The following is a 22,061-nucleotide window of genomic DNA, read 5'->3' as shown; positions in this document are numbered from 1 at the left end:
TACGCCGGACTGGAGTCACGGGCAGATCTTCATCAAAGTAAAACATCAATGAAAGCTTCCGCTCTACAAGCTCGGTTGGACTATTATTACGACCAGATCAGCACCATTATCCTTTCCCGTCAGAACCCGATTACGGGGCTGCTTCCGGCCAGTACTGCTGTCAATGCCCATGGAGACTACACCGATGCCTGGGTACGAGATAATGTTTACAGTATTCTGGCCGCATGGGGACTGGCGCTGGCCTACCGCAAGGTGGACGAAACCCAGGGGCGTACCTTTGAGTTAGAGCATAGCGTAGTCAAGCTGATGCGGGGTCTGCTGTTTGCTATGATGCGGCAGGCGGCAAAAGTAGAGCGGTTTAAGCAAACCCAATCACTACTGGATGCATTACACGCCAAGTACGATACTGATACGGGCGATGTGGTCGTGGGCGATGACCAGTGGGGGCACCTCCAGTTTGACGCTACATCGGTGTTTTTGTTGATGTTGGCGCAGATGACGGCTTCCGGGTTGCAAATTATCTTCACAACCGATGAAGTCAATTTCATTCAAAACCTGGTCTACTATATTGGGCGGGCATATCGCACTCCCGATTTTGGTATCTGGGAGCGGGGCAATAAGATCAATCATGGCAATCCAGAGCTAAACGCCAGTTCTGTAGGAATGGCAAAGGCGGCGTTAGAAGCCATGAATGGGCTGAATTTATTTGGGGTCAAGGGTGGGCAGGGTTCAGTAATTCATGTGTTGCCGGATGAAATCGCTCGATCGCGTATCACGCTCGAATCCCTGCTCCCGCGTGAGTCCAGCTCCAAGGAAGTGGATGCGGCTCTGTTAAGCATCATTGGGTTTCCAGCATTTGCAGTGGATGATGAGGCATTGAGCGATCGCACCCGCAGTGACATCATCCGGAAACTTCAGGGGCGATATGGCTGTAAGCGGTTTCTGCGGGATGGACACCAAACCGTTCTGGAAGATACCACACGGCTGCACTACGAACCTCGTGAACTGAAGCAGTTTGAGCATATTGAGTGTGAGTGGCCTCTGTTTTTTACCTACCTGCTGTTGGATGGGGTGTTTCGGGGCGATCGCAACCAGGTGCAGGAGTACCAGCAACGGTTAGAAGGAGTGCTGATTGAACGGGACGGGCTGAAATTACTACCAGAGCTTTACATCGTTCCGAAGGAATTGATTGAGGCAGAACGGGCCAGTCCCGGTAGCCAGCCCCGTATTCCCAATGAAAACATTCCCCTAGTTTGGGCACAAAGCCTGTATCTGTTAGGGCAAATGTTGAGTGAGGGGTTATTGGCCATTGGGGATATCGATCCCCTAGGTCGTCATTTGCACATTCGTCAACAACGCAAATCCCCCGTGCAAATTGCTTTGATTGCGGAAGACGAAACCCTACAGGCAAAACTGGCAACCTATGGCATCGATACCCAAACTCCTTACCAGATTGAACCCCTGATGGTACGGCAGGCGAGTGATCTGGCAATGGTTTATACCCAGATTGGACGTAATGACAAATTAAAACTCAGCGGGCGCCCCTTCCGTCGTCTGCGCAGCCTCACCACTTCCCGCATCTTCCGCATCCGGGGTGAAACCATCGTCTTTCTACCTTCCCTGCTTGATCAGCAGCAGTTCTATCTCACTTTCGACCCCCATTTTCTGGTGGCTCAGATCCGGGCAGAACTGGCTCATATTCAGCGCCATTGGAGCCAATTAGGTCGTCCAACAATGACCCTGTTGCTGACCGAATCTATGCTGGCAGCAGATGACCCGGAATCGGATGGAGCAATGCCCTTTTTGACCTTAATGAACGAGTTAAAGGATGGCAATTGCAATGGTATTCAGGTCAGGCTGGGGCGACTGAATCAGTTGATGCTGACGGCTGCGATCGAACGGATGGACTTTCTGCACGATTTTGAATTTACCCAATCTCCGGTTCAAGATGCCTTACCTGAATGCTTTTACCTGTCCTTTAATCCAGAGCGGAGTGGCCCCCTCAGCAGCACCCAGGAGTTTCGCCTGGAGTATGAGACAAACATCAAGCTACTGCTCGATAGCTTGCGACAGTCCGAAAACATTTATGAACAAGTCGAACTGCTCAGCACCCTGGTGCGCCTGAAGGGATTGGACTTCGATACTGGGCTGGGGCAACCGATACAGGCCGTAACGGTTGCTATGCTGTTGAATGAAGTCTACACCAAAGCTGGCAAGCTCAAGCTGTGGGCGATCGCCCGGCGCGTAGCGGGTCTCTACGACAAGATGGCACTGAATCTGGCGGATGTTGTCACCGACATTCTGGTGCGGGGCAAACAGATTGCCATTGGCAAATCCTACAGCGAAGCCTCCCTGATTACCCGCCCGCTCACGCCTTCAGAAATTATGGAGAAAATTCGCGAATTTTGCCGGGAAGATATTCGCGATCGCATGTTGACTCAGGAAATCCTTATCTATCTCAGCCTGTTGATCAAGGCGGAACCAGAGATCTTCAAAGGCTTCCTGACATTGCGAGTCGGCTATCTCATCCTGCTGATTACCAGTGAACTGGCCACAGAGCTGAAAGTGACCCAGGACGAAGCTTACGAACGCCTGATGCAGCTCAGCCCTCATGAAATTCAAACTCGTCTGTATAAAGCATTGGTGGGCTATGAAGGGCTGGACAAGGCGCTGTTCAAGCAAGAGTCGCTGCACATCAAACAGCAGGAAAAAATTAACTGGGTGGTGCTTGCCAATGAGGAAGATGCAAAACCGGCGGTTAAAGACTGGCGACGGAAACGACAGCTAGATGGCTCCCTCAACCGGGTTCCCAAAAACTTCTACCCCAGTGTTTGGAATGTGCTGAAACATTGTCGCGGTTTGGTGATTGGGGATAAGTTAGAACGCCGCAACCGCTTAGACAGTGAAGCACTGCTGGCGGAAATGACACCGGGAGAAAAGAATTTTGCCCTGCAAGTGGAGCACCTGTTGAACAAAATTCAGGCTCCCGAATACCGCCAGGTCAACGTCGAAGCTCTGATGGAACTGGCCGCAATCGCTGAACGCAATCCCAATCTGCAAATCGAAGACTACATTGTGCTGGATGTCCTCATTGGACATGCGGTCCGCCTGGCCTGGCTGGATAAACACCCGGAACATGCTTATAACTATGAGGGTTACAAAGCTTCGGCCTGGCGATCGTTCTACGAAAGCTCTCCCTACGACTGCGCCAAATATATAGCTCAAGCCCTGAAGTTCTTGACACGATTAGGACAACAGACACCTGTGTAAGAGGGTCACTGCTAAGTAGCCCCTGAAAAGCAGTACGAATCGAAACGAAGTTTCGAACATACAGCACCTATTTCATACCCAAATTCAGCAACGCCTAAGCGGTTTCCTCTGCTTTTTAGTCTAAACTCCAGTGAAAAGTAGAAGTATTGTGAGAAAGTTTAGATCATGAGTTTGAAGGATCAAATTACCGAAGATATCAAAACAGCCATGAAAGCGGGCGATAAGATTCGTCTGGAAACCGTTCGCAGCATTAAAAAAGCCCTGTTGGAAAAGGAGGTTGCTGTGCGCCCTGAGGGTCAAGAAACTTTGACAGAGGCACAGGAAATCGAAGTACTGGGACAGTTAGCGAAACAGCGACGGGATTCGATCGCCCAATATCAGCAAGCAGGGCGGACTGACCTGGCCGATCAGGAAGCACAAGAACTGGCCATCCTAGAAGAATATCTGCCCAAACAGATGTCCGATGAAGAAGTGAGCCAGGTGATTGATGAAATCATTGCCCAGGTAGGCGCATCTTCGGCCAAAGACATAGGTAAAGTGATGGGGCCTGCCATGCAACAACTGAGAGGCAAAGCAGATGGCAAAAAAGTGCAAGAAATTGTTAAGGCTAAGTTGGTAGGGTAGGGGGAGGAGTAGTTGGTTCGTTGTTGGTTGTTAGTAAGGGGTGAGGGGGTGAGGGGGCGGTGGGGAGATAGGATGTCAAATTTTTTGTGGCAATCCTGGAAAGGGGGTCGAGGGAATCAGGGTTTCGAGGAGTCAGAGTCTCGTTTCTAGAACACTCTCTCCACCACCCATCCACCCTCCCACTCCCCCACTCCTTTCCCCTTCTGGCTTCTGACTCCCGGCTTCTAACTTCTTACCCCCTCTCCCTTATCTACCAGAATAAAATGGTTACTACCAGGGAAATTTATACCACCTATGCGCCCCCCCCTCCCGACTGGAACTGTTTTGCAAGATCGCTACCGCATCCTCAGCGTACTGGGCCAAGGTGGGTTTGGTCGCACTTATCTGGCAGAAGACCAGGGGCGCTTTAACGAACTCTGCGCCATGAAAGAGCTGACTCCCACCGATGGCGGGGGATATGCTCTGGAAAAATCAAAGGAGCTTTTCCTACGTGAAGGACAGACGCTTTATCAGATTCAGCATCCTCAAATTCCCCAGTTTCGGGCAACATTTGAGTTTGAGCAGCGGCTATTCATGGTGCAGGACTATGTAGAGGGTCCTACCTACCGCCACTTGCTTGACCAGCGGCGATCGCAGGGTTACACCTTTTCCGAGGCAGAGGTGAAAACACTGATGATGCAGTTGCTGCCTGTTCTGGCCTACATTCACAGCAAAGGCATCATCCACCGGGACATTACGCCAGATAATATCATCTTGCGGGATCGGGATCATTTGCCTGTCTTGATTGACTTTGGCGTTGTTAAGGAACTGGCAACGCGATTTCAGGCACCAGGCACGGTGTTTCCTGGTGCGCTTGACCCCAGTACAACCGTGGGCAAGGTTGGCTATGCACCACCAGAGCAGATGCAGACGGGGCGAGCCTACGCCAGTAGTGATCTGTATTCGCTGGCAGTAACGGCAGTTGTTCTGCTGACCGGGCGGGAACCTCCAGAATTGTTTGATGATTCAACCCTGACCTGGTACTGGCAGCGGTGGGTATCGGTCAGTCCAGGCTTTGTTCAGGTGATTAACCGGATGCTGAGCTATCGTCCGGGCGATCGCTACCAGAGCGCCAACGAAGTTATCCAGGCGTTACAGTCCTCGGTTGCTCCCACTCCATCTCAAGTATCCGCCCAACCTTATCCACCAGTTTATCCACCATCGGCTCAGGCAGCGGATGTTTCTCGCTCAGCCACCCTGGCTGTGGGGCGACGAGTTGATTCCGAGTCACCTACAGACTCTAAACGCCCTGCCCCGGTGATTGAGGAATCTCGCAGTTCTATCTGGGATGACCCACTGGCAGTGGTGGCAATTGGGCTGGGGCTGGTGATGTTGACAGGAATTGCATCCTGGGCGATCGTTCGCTCTGTGCTGATGCCGGAACAACCTGCCCCAATCGCCTCTGTAACACCAACCCAGACTGCCACCCCCTCTCCCAGCCCTTCTCCTAGTCCAACACAGTCACCCCAGCCGAGGCCGCCATCTGAACCTATCACCTTTACCCAGCGACTCGACATTGCTCCCAATACCCGGGTGATTCAGAACGGAACTTTAAAGACAAACGAGACTATCAATTACGTTATCCGGGCTCAGCAGGGAGACCAGTTGAGCGCTATGTTAAGCGGCGATCAAGTGCTGATGAGCATCCTGGGTCCAGACCGTCAACCTCTGAGTAGGGAAGCGCAACGGGTTTCTTACTGGCAGGGAAGCTTGCCTTTTTCCAGCGACTACTTTATTCAAATCCGCCCAGTCAGTGGTTCGAATCAAATCAACTATCGACTGGAGGTCAATCTGCAACGATCGCCCGCTTCTCCCATCCCCGATCCTCGCCCACCTTTTCCATCCCCAGATCCACCCATTCCTCCCGATCCCGGCCCCCGAATTGACACCGAACGGATTAATTTTGCTCCTGGAGATACGGGAATCACGATTACGGAGCGTGCCAATCCTAATGTGATTCGACGCTACTTGCTCAATGCTCGGCGAGGGCAGATTTTGAAAGTGCAGGTTAATAGTGGAGCTGTTACGCTGAATATTCGCTATCCCGATGGGCGGATTGTAGACGATGCTTCCAACGTTTTGTCCTGGGAGTCGGAGTTGCCCAGTGGTGGTGATTACATGATTGATGTGATTGCCTTTCAGAAAACTCGCTTTGAAATGGAGGTCACTGTCAGAGATCTGGTGAGTGGTGACGGCGAGCCAAGACTATCGCGTACTCGCCTGAACCGCCCCCGGTTTAGCTACCACCCTGAAGGTAAGCGGGATGTTTCCTACAGTTTTCGTTACCGTCAACGGCGAAATTGGCAGCAGGAGGACGAGAGAAAGGACTTTGAGCGCCCCCGCCATCGCCATCGGCAAAATTTGGAACAGGACTCGTCTTCCTTCCAAGATGAACGCCAGGTTTCTGAGCGCCCCCGCTATCGTCATCGACAAAATTCGGAACAGGAAATTCTGCGATCGGAACGGGAAAGAAATTCTTCTGATCGCCCTCGTTATCATCGCCGTCAGAATTCAGAAGATTCACCACAACATCCCATAGAGAAAGAGGTTTCAGACCGCCCCCGCTATCGTCAACGCCAGAACCCAGAACAGGGATCATCCCAACCCCAGTCTCAGGGAGAGGCCCCAGAGCGATCGCCTGCTTCTGACCAACCAGGAACTAATAGTCCGTCAGGATAGATTTGAAGGGTAGCTCAAATCTATAAAATCCATTTCCAGGGTGTTTTAGGGATGCCTGCAAAATCCCTTTTCACAATCCAGCTAGGATTGCTTGTATGGCAATGACGAATGAGGCAACCTTGAACGCACTACTGATTACTGGAACCGACACCGACGCTGGGAAAACTGTTTTAACCACTGCTCTCGTCGCTTACTGGCGGCGGTATTGCCCTGGGCGATCGCTTGGAGTAATGAAACCCGTGCAATCGGGATACGGCGATTGTGAACTTTACAGTCGCCTCTTTGGGTTCGTCCCGCAAGAATTAACCCCTCTGCGGTTTGTGGCTCCCCTGGCTCCACCCATTGCTGCCGAGAAGGAAGGACAGCGGGTCGAGCTAGAAAAAGCCTGGCAGGGATTTGAAACCATGCGCCAGCAATACGATTGGATGTTGGTTGAAGCTTTGGGAGGGCTTGGCTCTCCAGTCACCTACGAAACCACTGTGGCTGATCTGGCGTGGGATTGGCGGTTGCCAGTAGTGCTGGTGGTGCCCGTCAGATTAGGGGCGATCGCTCAGGTCGTTGCTAACGTTGCCCTTGCCCGTATGTCTCGCGTTCACCTCAAAGGGATCGTCCTGAATTGCGCCCAGCCCTGCACTGAGGAAGAGGTTGCAAATTGGGCACCCATAGACCTGATCCAGACACTCACTAGCATCCCAGTTCTGGGGCTGATTCCCCATCTGACTGATCCCACCGATTTGGATAAACTGGCTCAAGTTGCTTCCAATTTGGAGATTGAGCGATTGCTTCCACTGCATTGAGCGGGATAAGCCAGGGGGCAGAAGGCAGAAGGGGAAAAGAGTGGAAGAGTGGGGGAGTGGGAAGGTGGGGAGTGGATGAGTAGGAGGGTGGATGGGTGATGGAGAGGGTGTTCTAGAAACGAGGCTTTGACTCCTCGAAACCCTGATTCCCTCCACTCCCTTTCCAGGATTGCCACAAAAAATTTGACATCCCATCTCCCCATCCCCCTATCCCTCCTCCCAACTATCAATGCACACTGGATTGCCATCAAGAGGCAAGTACTTTTAACCATGACCGCCAGAATTGGAACCATTCGCTTATGTGGAAATACGATAGCCAGATCCGTCAGAGCTAACCAATGATGATTCCTGTGATCTGTGTTTTCTCCTATAATCTATGAGCTCCGATCAACGTGCCACCTCTCCATCCGGTCAAGCACTGTCAACCAGCCCGTTTCTGCCTGCAGGAACACAGCTCCAGAACTGGGAAAGCTTTCTGCCATTGATGTTAGAGAGCATGCCCCAGTGTGTCTTTTGGAAAGATACGAGTTCAGTTTATATGGGCTGCAATCGCCACTGGGCGAAAGTAGTTGAAATTGTCCATCCAGAAGATATTATCGGCAAAACAGACGCAGATTTACCCTGGGCAGAGGGAGAAGCGGATGGCTACCTGGAACGCGATCGCCAGATTCTGGCTACCGGCGAACCTGAACTCCATACCCTCACCACTCGCCTTAAAGCCAATGGTGAGCAACTCTGGTTCGATGCCAGTAGATTTCCCCTACTGGATACAAACGGTCAAATCGTCGGTATTCTCTGCATGTTTGAAGACATTACTGAGCGCCAGCAGGCGGCTGAAAAACTCAACAAAAGCGCCGAGCTTTTGCAACTTGTGCTGGACAATATTCCCCAGGCAATTTTCTGGAAAGACCGGGATTCCGTTTATCTGGGTTGCAATAAAAACTGGGCTCAGGCTGCTGGAATTCGCCCCGAAGATGTGGTCGGCAAAACCGATTTTGAACTGTTTTGGACGTTTGAAGAGGCCCAGCTTTACTGTGAGCAAGACCGTCAGGTGATGGAAACCGATACCCCCGTCCTGCACCTGATTGAGCATCGTCAGCACGCCGATGGCAAAAATGCCTGGATCGATGTCAACAAAATTCCCATTCATGACTCTGAAGGTAATGTGATCGGCATTCTGGGAACGATTGAAGACATCACAGACCGCAAACAAGCCGAAGTGGCGTTGCAAAAATCTGAAGCTGAACTGCGTCAGCAAAAACAGTATCTGGAACAAACCCTGCAAGAACTTCAGCAGACCCAGGCCCAACTGGTACAGACCGAAAAAATGTCGAGTCTGGGACAACTCGTTGCTGGAGTTGCCCATGAAATTAACAATCCAGTGAATTTCATCTATGGCAACCTGGTGCATGCTAACGAATACACTCAGGATCTACTGAATCTGATTCATCTGTATCAGCAGCATTATCCTCAGCCCGTTGCCGCGATCGCAGAAGAGATGGAAGCGATCGACCTGGAGTTTTTGCTGGAAGACTTACCAAAATTGCTGGCATCGATGAAAGTGGGAGCCGAGCGAATTCAAAAAATTGTAATGTCCTTGCGCAACTTCTCGCGTATGGATGAGGCAGATATGAAAGCCGTTAACCTGCACGAAGGGCTGGAAAGTACGCTGCTGATTCTCCACAATCGTCTCAAAGCGAAACATGATCATCCGGGCATCCGGGTGATTAAGGAATATGGCGATCTACCCGAAGTTGAATGCTATGCTGGGCAACTCAACCAGGTCTTTATGAACATCATTGCCAATGCAATCGATGCCCTGGAAGAGCGAGACAGGCAGCGCACACCAGAAGAGTTACAGGCACTTCCCAGTACTATCACCTTGAAAACCGAACGAGTAGAGGGCGATCGCGTCGCCGTCCGTATCCGGGACAATGGCCCCGGCATGAGCGAAACCACCAGAAAGCGCCTGTTCGATCCTTTTTTTACCACCAAACCCGTTGGGCAGGGCACTGGCTTAGGGCTTTCCATCAGCTATCAGATTGTGACCGAAAAGCACCAAGGCATCCTCCGCTGCACCTCACAACTGGGCCAGGGCAGTGAGTTTTACATTGAAATCCCGGTACAGCAGGAAATTAAGGTTGGAGCTTTAAATTAACTCCCCCGACAATATTGATTAAATTCATTCACCAGAGAGCCTTCCTGCTGAGTCGCTTCGTTGAGGGTTTTCAAAGATGAGGTGATGGCTCTGTTATCTTTCTTACGGGCAGCTTCTACAAGGTCCTTACCAGCTTTACCCGTTTCCCAGTACATCTTGATGAAGCGTGTCTGCAACCCCTTCAACGTCTCATCCTTCACCTTGACTGCTTCCAACTCCCCGGCGTACTGGTTGAGACTATTAGCTGCTCTTTCCAGCTCTCCCACTTTATCGGGGTTATTACTTTTGCCAGCAGCCTGAGCGTCCTTGGCCGCTTTATTAACCACCTTGCTGATTTTATTGCACTGAGTCACTTTGCTTTCACCACAACTGGTGGTTAAAACGCTTGCGGCTACGGCGATCGCAAATAAAGCAACCCGTTTTTTAGAAGTACTCATCAAAAAAATTCCTAAAACCCTTCGCTCAATGTAGCCTCTCCACCTCAAAACAGCACTCGTAGATCACAGAAAGCATATAAAGTTTTCTGACAAATGTCTGACAAATAACAGACACCGACCTCCTTTCATTTCCACCCCGGGCTTCTGGCTCTTCGCTCTTTGCCTTTGACCTTCAGCTTCCCCCTCTTACTTTCCAACTTCTCACTCCCGACTTTTTCTTCTTTCTTCTTTCTTCCCCTCGCCCCCAACCCCCTCCCAGGGCATTGGGCTGGCAACACAATGGGATAAGATAGCAAGGCACACGTGAACAGCACCAGCGCAGGGAAAGATCGGTGATTTTACTTTACTAGGCTCTTGCTTTTGGCAGGGCAGCCGCCGATTCAGTTTCAAAAATCGGTTTAAAGAAAGGGAAAGAGTCCGACGCTGTGCCGCAACTGTGAAAGAAGGGATGCGTATTGAGTGCGGAAGGCTGAGTGAACCAACTCCACTCACCACTCACCAATTACCACTTTCTGAAGCCAGGATGCCTGTCTGCTGCTTTTTCACTCTATTTCCTGCGTCGCACGGGAAAGGAGTTTTGTGATCATGCTTACATCCGAAACCATCCATCAACCACTCTCAGAATCTCAAATCTCTCAGCGATTACAGCTACCACCGCTCCCCCTGCACCGCCCACTGTTGCTGATCGGGCACGGCACCCGTGATGCTGAAGGACGGCAAAGCTTACTGGATTTTGCCGCAGCCTATTATCGACTTGACTCCTCTCGTCCGGTGTTGCCCTGCTTTTTAGAACTTACCGGACCCACAATTCAAGAAGGGGTAGATCAATGCGTTGAGCAGGGATATACTGACCTGTCTGTATTACCCATCCTGCTGTTTGCAGCCCGCCATAACAAGTTTGACGTAACCAACGAACTGGATCGAGCTAGGCAGCGTCATCCTCAAGTGACCTTTCACTATGGGCGGCATTTTGGCATCACACCAGGAATTGTGGAACTATGGCGATCGCGCCTTGCCGAACTGGATAGCCCTGACCAGAATCCTCACAATATCCCCCGTGAGGAAACCGTTTTGCTGCTTGTGGGACGCGGTTCCAGTGATCCGGATGCCAATGGCGATGTATTCAAGCTGGCCCGCATCCTCTGGGAGGGGAGTAACTACCACACTGTAGAAACCTGCTTTATTGGCATTACCCATCCCCGATTGGAAGAAGGCTTCCGCCGTGCCCGCCTCTATCAACCCCGACGAATTATTGTATTGCCCTATTTCCTCTTCACCGGGTTGCTGGTGAAAAAGATTTTTGACATTTCCGCTCAACAACGGCTGCAATACCCAAATATCGAGATTGCCTGCCTGCCTGAAATGGGTTTGCATCCTCAGCTATTTACCGTACTGCGCGATCGCGAGATTGAAACTCAATTGGGTCAGGTGCAAATGAACTGCGAAATGTGTAAATTTCGCTTAGCCGCACTTAGCAACAGTCATGCCCACCATCACCATCATCACGACCATGGCCCCAATCATCATGAGCATCATCACGGGCATAACCATCCTTCCCATGAACATAGCCATTCCCATACCACTGAAGATCCCTATGCTGAGCTAGACCGCTACCATGAAAAAATCTGGCAGGTACCTTAAAAAATCTGGCAGGTACCTTAAGGAGTAGAGCAGGTGTCAGGAAAAATAAGGGGTGAAGGAGTGATAGGGGAACGGGGTGATAGAGTGAGGTTTCTTTACTCCATTACTCCCCCACCCATTCACCGTTCGGCAGAAGCCCATCCATCCACCGCTTCTTCCTCACCCCAGCGTTGCTGAATTTGGGTATGAAATAGGTGCTGTATGCTCAAGGTGCTGTATGCTCAAAACTTCGTTTCGATTCATACTGCTTTTCAGCAACGCCCCTTACCCTTCACTCCTCTAACAACCAACAACTTTTATGTCTGATATGTCTGAAGATTTCTCAGTGGGCGATCGTGTCCGTTTAATCGCTCTACCGCCCTTTGTTAAAACGGCTGATCCAATGCCGATGTTACGCCCGGCTACGGTGGTCACATTGGGTGAGGAAGGGATTGTGGTCGGTCGAAAACCGGGCAATTCCTGGAGTGTACGATTTGCGAACGGTATCTATCTGCTGGATAGCCAGTATTTGGAAATGGTGCCCGGTGCTCGCTGAAAAGCTTTGGGTACACAAGTTTTGGGTACACTAAGGTAGGGCAGTCAGCCACCAAAACCCTTATTATTCCCAATTTTTTCTAGATTATCACATCGCCTTATTGAAACCAAGAACCTTTTTGGGTTTTGTTATGAGAAAATCATGATCTGGGCAAACTAGCTATGCCATTACGGGGTATAGCTATGCCTAACGCAGGGAATTCTCTAGGTACAGCCACATTCATCAATCTTAATTCCACGGTCCAGACATTTCAGGACACAGTTACATCTACGGCGAATGACTACTACCGCTTCATCCTCAGTAATCGCAGTAGCTTCAATCTGTCATTAACGGGTTTGTCTGCCGATGCCAACGTGGCATTGCTCAATAGTGCAGGCAACCTGCTCAGTCTCAATGGTGTTCCACAAAGTTCTACCAATACCGGAACGTTTTCAGAATCCATCAATGCCGTTCTGGACGCTGGCACTTACTACATTCGGGTCTTTCCAGGAACGCCTGCAACGAGTGCTGACTATAATTTGAACGTTTCGATCAGCAATAACCTTTCAACCGATATTCTCTGGCGTAACTATGCCACTGGGCAAAATGTGGCGTGGTTTATGAATGGTACGGCGATCGAAGCGGTGGGTTCCCTGCTCCCGGTTGGTGATCTGAACTTTGCCATTCAAGGTACTGGAGACTTTAACAAAGACGGGCAGACTGATATCATCTGGCGCAATGACTCAACAGCGCAGACAGTCATCTGGTTGATGAACGGAATTGGGCTGGATTCGGTTGTGAATCTGGACCCTCCGGTGGCTCCAGGCTGGCAGGTTGCAGGCACTGGAGATTTTAATCTGGATGGTCATATCGATATTCTCTGGCACAACCGTGTCACTGGAGAAGCATCCTTCTGGCTGATGAACGGTACTAGCCTCCGTTCAACGACCCAACTCAACCCGCCTGTGGCTCCCAATTGGCAGATTCAGGGCGTCGGAGACTTCAACAAAGATGGAAAATCTGACATCCTCTGGCGCAACTACTCAACGGGTGAGAACGTTGTTTGGTTCATGAACGGCACCAACCTCAGTTCGGTTGGGTTTCCCTTTGCTGTGGGGGACTTGAACTGGCGCATCTCTGGCACAGGTGACTTCAACCGGGATGGTTATGCTGACATCCTCTGGCGCAACGCTGGAACGGGAGAAAATGTCATCTGGCTAATGAATGGGGTGGCGATTAGTGGCATTGCCAACCTGCCGCCCGTTGATTTGAATTGGCGATCGCTCTCCCCCTCTACTCGCACCGGGACTCCCATTCCCATTGATCTGGCTGGCAATTCCCTGCCCGATGCCTTTGATATGGGCAGCAATTTGACTGGCAATGCCACCTATCGCGACTCGGTGGGTAGCTCTGACCCCAGCGACTACTACCGCTTCAACCTATCCACTGGCAGTAACATCAACCTGTCGTTGACAGGCTTAAACGCCAACCTGGACCTGCAACTGCTGGATGGCAACGGAACTGTCCTACAAAGCTCAACCCTGGGCAGTGCTACCTCCGAATCTATTATCAGCACCCTGACCGCGGGCACCTATTATGTTCGGGTTTATCCAGCGAACGGTGCCAGCAGTAACTATTCCCTGAATTTGTCCGTAAACAACTTGCCTGTCCTTGTCACTAACAATCCGTTGGTGGTAATAGAGGGCAATGCTGCAAACCTTACTGGCAGCATTCTGCGGGTTACTGATAACGATAATTCGGCAACCCAGCTCACCTACACTCTGGGAACCCTTCCCGGTCGGGGCAACCTGATTCTCAATGGAGTCACCCTCAATTCGGGTGCCACCTTTACCCAGGCAGATATTGATGACGGCACCCGTCTAAGTTATCAACACGATGGCAGCGAAACCCTGACTGATAGCTTTACCTTTACGGTCTCCGATGGTGTAGGTGGCATTCTGGGTTCCAGCAGCCTGAATATTGCAGTGACTCCAGCCAATGATGCTCCCGTCCTGACTGTACCAACGAGTACCCAGGCGGCAGATCAGGGGGCGAATTCGACCATTTTTGGCATCAGCATTACCGATCCGGACGCGGGCAGTGGTAATGTCACGGTCACGCTTGCCGCCGCCAATGGCGTTCTTTCCCTGGGCTCGATCGCAGGCTTGACCTTCTCCCAGGGAACAGGGATTCAGAATTCCAGCATGATCTTCAGTGGCACGCTGGCAGCAGTGAACAACGCGCTGAGTGCCCTGATTTACCGCAGCAACCCCACCTTCCAGGGAATAGACACGATCAATCTCAGAGTCAATGATAACGGGAACACCGGAGTTGGAGGTTTCCTATCGGACAGCAAGTTGATCGCCGTTCAGGTGACCCCTGTTAACCAGCCGCCGATTATCACACTGCCACCTGCACCAATCGCCAGTGAGGATACCAGCCTGGCGATCGCGGGCATCAGTATTGCTGACATTGACGGACTCGGTGGCAATGTCACCGTCAGCCTGTCGGCGGTGAATGGAGTGGTTTCGCTTAATTCCACGGCAGGGTTGAACCTGTTGACGGGTGATGGTGTTCAGGATCGCAACATTGCCTTCTCTGGACCGCTGGCACTGGTCAATGCTGCACTCAACAATCTGGTTTACCTAAGCGATCGCGATTTCAATGGCACTGACTTCATCACCGTCAATGTCAGTGACAGTGTGAGCCCTGGCAGTGGGGGCGTTCCACTGTCCGATACCCGGACACTGACCATTACCGTTAACCCGGTCAATGATGCCCCAGTGCTGACAGTGCCAGGTGCCCAGACAGCCAACGAAAACACCAATCTCCGGATTACGGGGATTAGCATCCGCGATGTGGATGCGACCGGCGGCAGCCTGACTGTCAGCCTGTCCGCCGAAAATGGCACGTTGACTCTGGGTACTACAGCTGGATTGACCTTCTCCAGTGGAAACGGCAACCAGAATGCCAGCATGATCTTCAGTGGCACACTGGCAGCTATCAATAATGCCCTCAGTACGCTGACTTATCGGGGTAATCTCAACTTTAACGGGGAAGATACGATCAATCTCAGTGTCAATGACAACGGAAACACAGGTTCCGGGATTCCGCTGAGCGATAGTCAAGTGATCGCTGTCAACGTCCTGGGAGTCAATAATGCTCCGGTGATTACCGTTCCGCTGGCACCCTCGACGAATGCGGGAGTCAATCTGGCGATCGCAGGCATCAGCATTAACGACCCCGATGCGGGTAGTGGCCTCCTGAGAGTGACGATCGCCGCCGCTAACGGTGTTCTTTCCATTCCCACTGAAAATCTAACCTTCTCCCAGGGGGATGGCATGCTTGATAGCCGGATCACCTTTGCCGGGTCTCTTTCCGCAATCAATACCGCTCTCGCAGGGCTGGTCTACCGTAGCAACCCCAACTTCACTGGCTTTGAAACGATTTCGATCAGCGTCAATGACCAGGGCAGTTCTGGCATCGGGACTCCTCTGTCGGATACCAGGACCCTATTTGTAAATGTGGGTGGTGCGGTCAATAACCCACCGATTGCCAACCCTGATACCTATAGTGTTCTGCGTAACACAACCCTTAACGTTTCCGGTACGGGCGTTCTGGGTAATGACAGCGACAGTGATAGTCCCTCACTCAATGCCATTCTGGTTAACCTGCCAACCCAGGGTTCCCTGTCACTCAGCCCCACGGGTTCTTTCACCTACACCCCGAATCCCGGTTTTACAGGCATTGATACCTTCACCTACCGGGCCAACGATGGCATTGCTAACTCTAACCTGGCTACGGTCACGATCAACGTCACCGTTCCCGCTAACACTCCGCCAACCGCCAGTCCAGACATCTTCTTGCTGAATGAAGACACCACTCGCACAGGTAATGTATTGAGTAACGATACCGATGTCGAGGATGGGCGTCCAGCGATCGCCGAATTGATTAGCGGTCCGAGCCAGGCGCTGAACTTTAGCCTCAGCACCGATGGTAACTTCAGCTATACCCCCACCACCAACTTCAACGGGGTGGATACCTTTACCTACATCGCCAGGGATGCCGCAGGTGCTCCCTCCAACACGGCCACCGTTACCCTTTCCATCGCAGCTGTGAATGACCTGCCCGTTGCCGTCAATGATGTCATTCCTGCTTTTGATGAAGACACCTCCACCAGTGGTAACGTGCTGACCAATGACACTGATGTGGAGGATGGACGTCCGGCGATCGCCCAACTTGTGAGCGGTCCAGCCCATGCCGCCACCTTCACCCTCAATGCCGATGGCTCCTTCAACTACACTCCCAATCCCAATTTCAACGGCACTGATACCTTCACCTACATCGCCAGGGATTCAGCGGGGGCAAGCTCTCCCAATACAGCAACGGTGACGCTCTCCATCACCCCCGTCAACGATCTGCCCGTTGCCGTCAATGACAATTTCATTGTTGTAGCAGGTGGCACCCTCAGCAATCAGAGCGTTCTCACCAACGACACCGATATCGAAGACACTCGCCCCACGGTTGCCGAGCTGGTCAACGGCCCAACCAGTGCCCTCAGCTTCACCCTCAATGGGGACGGCTCTTTCACCTACGTCCCCAACACAGGCACAACCACAGATTCGTTCACCTATATCGCCAGAGACTCTGCTGGGGCTGCCTCTAACACCGCCACCGTCAACATCAGCGTCAGCAGCCTGCCCAACACCCCTCCTACGGCCATTGATGACCTCATCCCTGCCTTCGATGAAGACACCTCCACCACGGGTAATGTGCTGACTAATGACACCGATGCGGAAGATACTCGGCCAGGGCTCGCTGAGTTAGTCAATGGTCCAACCCAGGCAGCCACCTTCACCCTCAATGCCGATGGCTCCTTCAGCTATACCCCCACCACCAACTTCAATGGCACCGATACCTTCACCTACATCGCCAGGGATTCTGCTGGGGCTCCTTCCAATACGGCCACCGTTACCCTCTCCATTGCGCCTGTCAATGATGCACCTGTTGCAGTGAATGATTCCTTTACGGTCAATGCTGACGGCACCCTCAGTACCCAAAACGTCCTGACCAATGACACGGACGTGGAAGATACCCGCCCCACCCTTGCCGAGCTGGTGGATGGTCCGACCAATGCTCTCAGCTTCACTCTCAATGCGGATGGCAGTTTCACCTATGTACCAGACGCCGGAGCAACCACCGATTCCTTTACCTACATCGCCAGGGATTCGGCAGGTGCTCCCTCCAACACGGCCACCGTTAATATCAGCGTCAGCAGTGTCTTAAACAATCCGCCAAATGCAGTGAACGATACAATTCCTGCCTTTGATGAAGACACCTCCACCAGTGGTAACGTGCTGACCAATGACACTGATGTGGAGGATGGACGTCCGGCGATCGCCCAACTTGTGAGCGGTCCAGCCCATGCCGCCACCTTCACCCTCAATGCCGATGGCTCCTTCAACTACACTCCCAATCCCAATTTCAACGGCACTGATACCTTCACCTACATCGCCAGGGATTCAGCGGGGGCAAGCTCTCCCAATACAGCAACGGTGACGCTCTCCATCACCCCCGTCAACGATCTGCCCGTTGCCGTCAATGACAATTTCATTGTTGTAGCAGGTGGCACCCTCAGCAATCAGAGCGTTCTCACCAACGACACCGATATCGAAGACACTCGCCCCACGGTTGCCGAGCTGGTCAACGGCCCAACCAGTGCCCTCAGCTTCACCCTCAATGGGGACGGCTCTTTCACCTACGTCCCCAACACAGGCACAACCACAGATTCGTTCACCTATATCGCCAGAGACTCTGCTGGGGCTGCCTCTAACACCGCCACCGTCAACATCAGCGTCAGCAGCCTGCCCAACACCCCTCCTACGGCCATTGATGACCTCATCCCTGCCTTCGATGAAGACACCTCCACCACGGGTAATGTGCTGACTAATGACACCGATGCGGAAGATACTCGGCCAGGGCTCGCTGAGTTAGTCAATGGACCAACCCAGGCAGCCACCTTCACCCTCAATGCCGATGGCTCCTTCAGCTATACCCCCACCACCAACTTCAATGGCACCGATACCTTCACCTACATCGCCAGGGATTCTGCCGGGGCTCCTTCCAATACGGCCACCGTTACCCTCTCCATTGCGCCTGTCAATGATGCACCGATCGCCAATGGGGATGGGGTATACAAAGTTGCGATCGATACTCCTCGCACCATTGGGGCGGCAGATGGCGTCTTGCTGAATGACACCGACCCAGATGGTCAAACCTTGAACGCAGTGCCAACAATTACGACCAGTGCCAGTGGGGGATCTGTTACGTTGAACGCCGATGGTTCCTTTATCTATACACCCACCGCAGGCTTTAATGGCACCGATACCTTCATTTACCAGGCGACGGATGGTCAGCTAGTGTCCAACCCGGCCACCGTGACACTGAGCGTTGGTCCCAATGCGGCTCCGGTGGCTGAAAATGACAGTAATCCCCGCCACCGAACTGCCCCCGGTGTTCCGCTCACGGTCAACCCGGTTGATTCTGTCCTGCAAAACGATTCTGATAGCGATGGTCCGTCCTTGAGTGTGGTTGCAGGGGTAACAACCACCGCAAATGGAGGGAATGTAACGCTCAACGCGGATGGTTCTTTTGTCTACACACCTGCTGCTGGATTCACTGGCCCAACTGATACCTTCACCTACCGGGCAACGGATGGTATTGTGACATCCAATCTGGCTACTGTGACCATTACCGTCAGCAATAACGCTCCACCCACGGCGGTAGACGATACCAACGAGCTTTATCGGACAACACCAGGGGCTCCCCTGACCATTTCGGCAATCAACGGCGTCTTGCAAAACGATACAGATGGCGGGGATGGCCCCTCTCTGAATGCCATAGCAACGGTGACAACCAGTGCCAATGGCGGTAACGTGACGCTCAACGCTGATGGGTCCTTTACCTACACACCTGCCGCAGGCTTTACGGGTCCCACCGATACCTTTATTTATCAAATAACCGATGGTATTGATGTTTCAAGCCCTGGGACTGTGACGATCGCCGTTGCCACGAATATTCCACCCACCGCCCAGGATGATACGGGCTACCGCGCGATCGCCAATGACACTCTTACGGTTGGATCCGTTGGTAGTGTCCTTAACAATGACTCCGATGGCGGTGATGGTCCTGCCTTACAGGCATTAAGCACCGTCACCACTACGGCAAACGGCGGCACCGTAACGCTGAATGCAGATGGCACTTTTATCTATCGACCTGCGCCCGGATTTACCAATGCTAACGATACCTTTATCTATCGAGCCACCGATGGTGTTGATACATCTGCTCCGGCCACAGTCACCATCACCGTAGTCACCAACACCCCACCAACAGTGGTCAATGACATCTACAGCACAACTCTCAATACTCCCCTGAATGTAACCCTGCCGGGTGTCCTTGCCAACGACAGTGATCTTGAAAGCAGCATCACGGCCATCCTGGTCGATCCCACAACCAGAGGCAATGTCCTTCTGCAAAGCGATGGCTCCTTTGTCTATACGCCTAACGCGGGCTTCACAGGCAACGACTTCTTCACCTACCGGGCCAATGATGGCTTCGTCAACTCAGCGCTGGCAACCGTCAACATCACCGTTGCACCCAATGCGACCCCCGTCGCCAATCCCGATACCTACAATGTGAACCTCAATAATTCCCTGGTGGTTCCCTATACCTTTGGCACCACGACGATCGCCGGTGTCCTCAGCAACGACGTGGATACGGACCCATTAACAGCCAGTCTGGTCACCGGCCCCACCCAGGGCAACCTGTCCCTCAACAGCGATGGCTCCTTCACCTACACACCCACCGTGGTTGTAGGAGGCATCGATACCTTCGTTTACCAGGCAAGCGATGGCATCTCCAGTTCAAACGCCACCGTCACCATCACGATTAGAGACAGCAGTGCCCCACCCACAGCAACCGGCGATGCCTACAACGTCAGTGCCAACAGCGTTCTGAGTGTGCCCTTGACCCAGGGAGTGTTGCGTAACGATACCGATCCAGAGGGCGATCGCCTGTCTGCCAGCATCACCACCCAGCCCACGAATGGTTCCGTCACACTCAATCCGGATGGTTCCTTCGCCTATACCCCTAACGTCAACTTCACAGATACCGATACCTTTGTTTATGTCGCCAGCGATGGCATCAACAATTCGGCTCCGGCCACCGTCACCATCACGGTGGGAGCGGTTAACAGTCCACCTGCTGTTACTGTACCTGGTAGCCAGGTCGTCTTCCGCAATACCGAGTTAACTATTGCTTCCGGTCTCCGCATCAGCGACCCGGATGCAGGTAACAACCCGGTGCGAGCAACCCTGAGTGCCACCAACGGTAGCCTCAGCCTCAGCACAACCAGCGGTTTAACGGTGATTGACGCCGACGGTGACAAGAGTGTGGTGATTGAGGGCAGCATTGCCAATATAAATACGGCACTGACCAACCTCAGATACCGTCCTGATATCGACTACACCGGGTTTGACACAATTCAGATCACGGTTGACGACCAGGGTAATACAGGTAGCACGGGCGGCGCTCAGACGGGCAGCGGAGCGATCGCAGTCAACGTCACCTCTGGCGCATTTCTGGTGAAAGACATCAACCAGAACCAAAATGAAGCAGAAACAGGTACCGAGTCTTCTGCACCCATTAACCTGGCCGCCGTCGGAAACGTCGTTTACTTTGCTGCCAATGATGGCTTTAACGGAGTTGAAGTCTGGCAGAGTGATGGTACGGATGCAGGGACAGTCCTCGTTGCCAACATTAACACCGCCTTGGGTGCAGGTTCTAACCCCTCTAACTTTACGGCTGTCGGCAATAACTTGTTTTTCAGCGCTAACAACGGCAGTAGCGGTGTTGAACTCTGGAAAATTGATCTGACCACTGGGATTCCGTCCTTGGTCAGGAATATCCGAAGTGGAGGATTTTCTTCCAACCCTACCAATTTGGTCAACTTCAACGGAACGCTGTTCTTCCGAGCCGATGATGGTACGGGTACTGCTCTTTGGAAAAGCGACGGCACTTCAACTGGAACAGTGAAGGTAGGAACTGGCTATTCCCAGCCAGGATCTCTAACGGTCGTTGGCAACACGCTCTACTTTACCGCCAGCAATGGTAGCCAACTCTGGAAAACGGATGGAACAACGGCTGGCACGGTTCAGGTAAAGAACCTGGTAGGTACAGGTGCCAGTATTCAGAATCTGACGGCGATCGGTAACACCCTCTTCTTCACCAATGGCGATAGCAGCAATGGTGTGGAATTGTGGCGCAGCAATGGCACCGATGCCGGAACTGTTCGCATCTCAGACATTAATCCGGGGCCGGGGAGTGCCAACCCCTATAATCTGGTCAATCTCAACGGCACCCTCTACTTCCTGGCCAACAATGGCCCTATCTATGGACTCTACCGGAGTACGGAAGCGGGCGTAGTTTCCCTGGTGCAAACTCTGCCATCCACCGGACAAGCACCGGGTAGCCTGACCGTCAGCGGCTCAACCCTCTTCTTCACTGTGGATGTGGGGACTGTTGGCACTCCCGATGTCCAACTCTGGAAGAGCGACGGAACCACGGCTGGCATTGTGAAGGACATCAACCCGACGGGGAACGCCAATCCAGCCTCCCTGACCAATGTCAACGGTATCCTGTTCTTTACTGCAAACGATGGCAGTACCAGGGTTTGGCGTACTGATGGCACTGATGCAGGCACCGCCCCAGTTAGCGGTGGCTTTGCGGGTACCGTACCCACCCAGCTTACCACTGTGGGTAGCCGACTCTTCTTCACCGCCGATACTACCGCCACGGGTACAGAACTGTGGGTTATTTAATCCACGACACCCTTTACCAGGGCA

The 22,061-nt window shown here is 52.5% G+C and carries 9 protein-coding genes; 8 read left to right on the top strand and 1 reads right to left on the bottom strand.

Annotated elements, in window-relative coordinates; translation table 11 throughout:
- Positions 1-48: 48 nt before the first annotated feature.
- The 5 genes from P4D80_RS07365 (at position 49) to P4D80_RS07345 (ending at position 9,567) form a co-directional block, all read left to right on the top strand.
- The gene (locus P4D80_RS07365; protein WP_421658350.1) at positions 49-3,270 is read left to right on the top strand and encodes a glycoside hydrolase family 15 protein; all 3,222 of its coding nucleotides are present in this window, start codon (positions 49-51) and stop codon (positions 3,268-3,270) included.
- 165 nt (positions 3,271-3,435) lie between these two features.
- Positions 3,436-3,894 (top strand): GatB/YqeY domain-containing protein, encoded by a 459-nt coding sequence (locus P4D80_RS07360; protein ID WP_421658349.1) that lies wholly within the window; start codon positions 3,436-3,438, stop codon positions 3,892-3,894.
- Positions 3,895-4,188: 294 nt separating this feature from the next.
- A complete protein-coding gene (locus P4D80_RS07355; RefSeq protein WP_421658348.1) occupies positions 4,189-6,612 on the top strand; it encodes a protein kinase domain-containing protein in 2,424 nt (807 codons plus the stop codon).
- Between the two features lie 95 nt (positions 6,613-6,707).
- Entirely contained in the window at positions 6,708-7,409 is a 702-nt protein-coding gene (gene bioD / locus P4D80_RS07350; RefSeq protein ID WP_421658346.1) for a dethiobiotin synthase, read from the top strand.
- A 376-nt stretch (positions 7,410-7,785) separates the two neighbouring features.
- Positions 7,786-9,567 (top strand): PAS domain-containing sensor histidine kinase, encoded by a 1,782-nt coding sequence (locus P4D80_RS07345; RefSeq protein ID WP_421658345.1) that lies wholly within the window; start codon positions 7,786-7,788, stop codon positions 9,565-9,567.
- On the opposite strand, the gene P4D80_RS07340 is transcribed toward P4D80_RS07345, so the two are convergent.
- Positions 9,564-10,004: a hypothetical protein gene (locus P4D80_RS07340; RefSeq protein WP_421658343.1), complete on the bottom strand. Its 441-nt coding sequence runs from the start codon at positions 10,002-10,004 to the stop codon at positions 9,564-9,566. The genes P4D80_RS07345 and P4D80_RS07340 overlap by 4 nt on opposite strands.
- Positions 10,005-10,589: 585 nt before the next feature.
- On the opposite strand from P4D80_RS07340, the gene P4D80_RS07335 reads away from it, so the two are divergent.
- The 3 genes from P4D80_RS07335 to P4D80_RS07325 all read left to right on the top strand — a co-directional run bounded on the left by P4D80_RS07335 (position 10,590) and on the right by P4D80_RS07325 (position 22,037).
- The gene (locus P4D80_RS07335; RefSeq protein ID WP_421658342.1) at positions 10,590-11,645 is read left to right on the top strand and encodes a sirohydrochlorin chelatase; all 1,056 of its coding nucleotides are present in this window, start codon (positions 10,590-10,592) and stop codon (positions 11,643-11,645) included.
- A 298-nt stretch (positions 11,646-11,943) separates the two neighbouring features.
- Positions 11,944-12,180, top strand: coding sequence for a regulatory protein SipA (sipA, locus tag P4D80_RS07330; protein WP_421658341.1), 237 nt, complete (start codon positions 11,944-11,946; stop codon positions 12,178-12,180).
- Between the two features lie 182 nt (positions 12,181-12,362).
- On the top strand, positions 12,363-22,037 hold the full coding sequence (locus P4D80_RS07325) for an Ig-like domain-containing protein (RefSeq protein ID WP_421658339.1): 9,675 nt from the start codon (positions 12,363-12,365) through the stop codon (positions 22,035-22,037).
- Positions 22,038-22,061: the final 24 nt, after the last annotated feature.

Origin of the sequence: Leptothermofonsia sp. ETS-13 (assembly GCF_049200465.1) — a bacterium.
In the GTDB taxonomy this organism is placed as follows: domain Bacteria; phylum Cyanobacteriota; class Cyanobacteriia; order Leptolyngbyales; family Leptolyngbyaceae; genus Leptothermofonsia.
The sequence above is the reverse complement of the archived record's forward strand: the minus strand, read 5'-3'. Positions and strand labels throughout refer to the sequence as shown.

Coding starts and splice junctions, on each gene's coding strand:
- sipA (WP_421658341.1), top strand. CDS start 11,944: ATGTCTGATATGTCTGAAGATTTCTCAGTGGGCGATCGTGTCCGTTTA.
- P4D80_RS07355 (WP_421658348.1), top strand. CDS start 4,189: ATGCGCCCCCCCCTCCCGACTGGAACTGTTTTGCAAGATCGCTACCGC.
- P4D80_RS07335 (WP_421658342.1), top strand. CDS start 10,590: ATGCTTACATCCGAAACCATCCATCAACCACTCTCAGAATCTCAAATC.
- P4D80_RS07365 (WP_421658350.1), top strand. CDS start 49: ATGAAAGCTTCCGCTCTACAAGCTCGGTTGGACTATTATTACGACCAG.
- bioD (WP_421658346.1), top strand. CDS start 6,708: ATGGCAATGACGAATGAGGCAACCTTGAACGCACTACTGATTACTGGA.
- P4D80_RS07325 (WP_421658339.1), top strand. CDS start 12,363: ATGCCTAACGCAGGGAATTCTCTAGGTACAGCCACATTCATCAATCTT.
- P4D80_RS07345 (WP_421658345.1), top strand. CDS start 7,786: ATGAGCTCCGATCAACGTGCCACCTCTCCATCCGGTCAAGCACTGTCA.
- P4D80_RS07340 (WP_421658343.1), bottom strand. CDS start 10,004: ATGAGTACTTCTAAAAAACGGGTTGCTTTATTTGCGATCGCCGTAGCC.
- P4D80_RS07360 (WP_421658349.1), top strand. CDS start 3,436: ATGAGTTTGAAGGATCAAATTACCGAAGATATCAAAACAGCCATGAAA.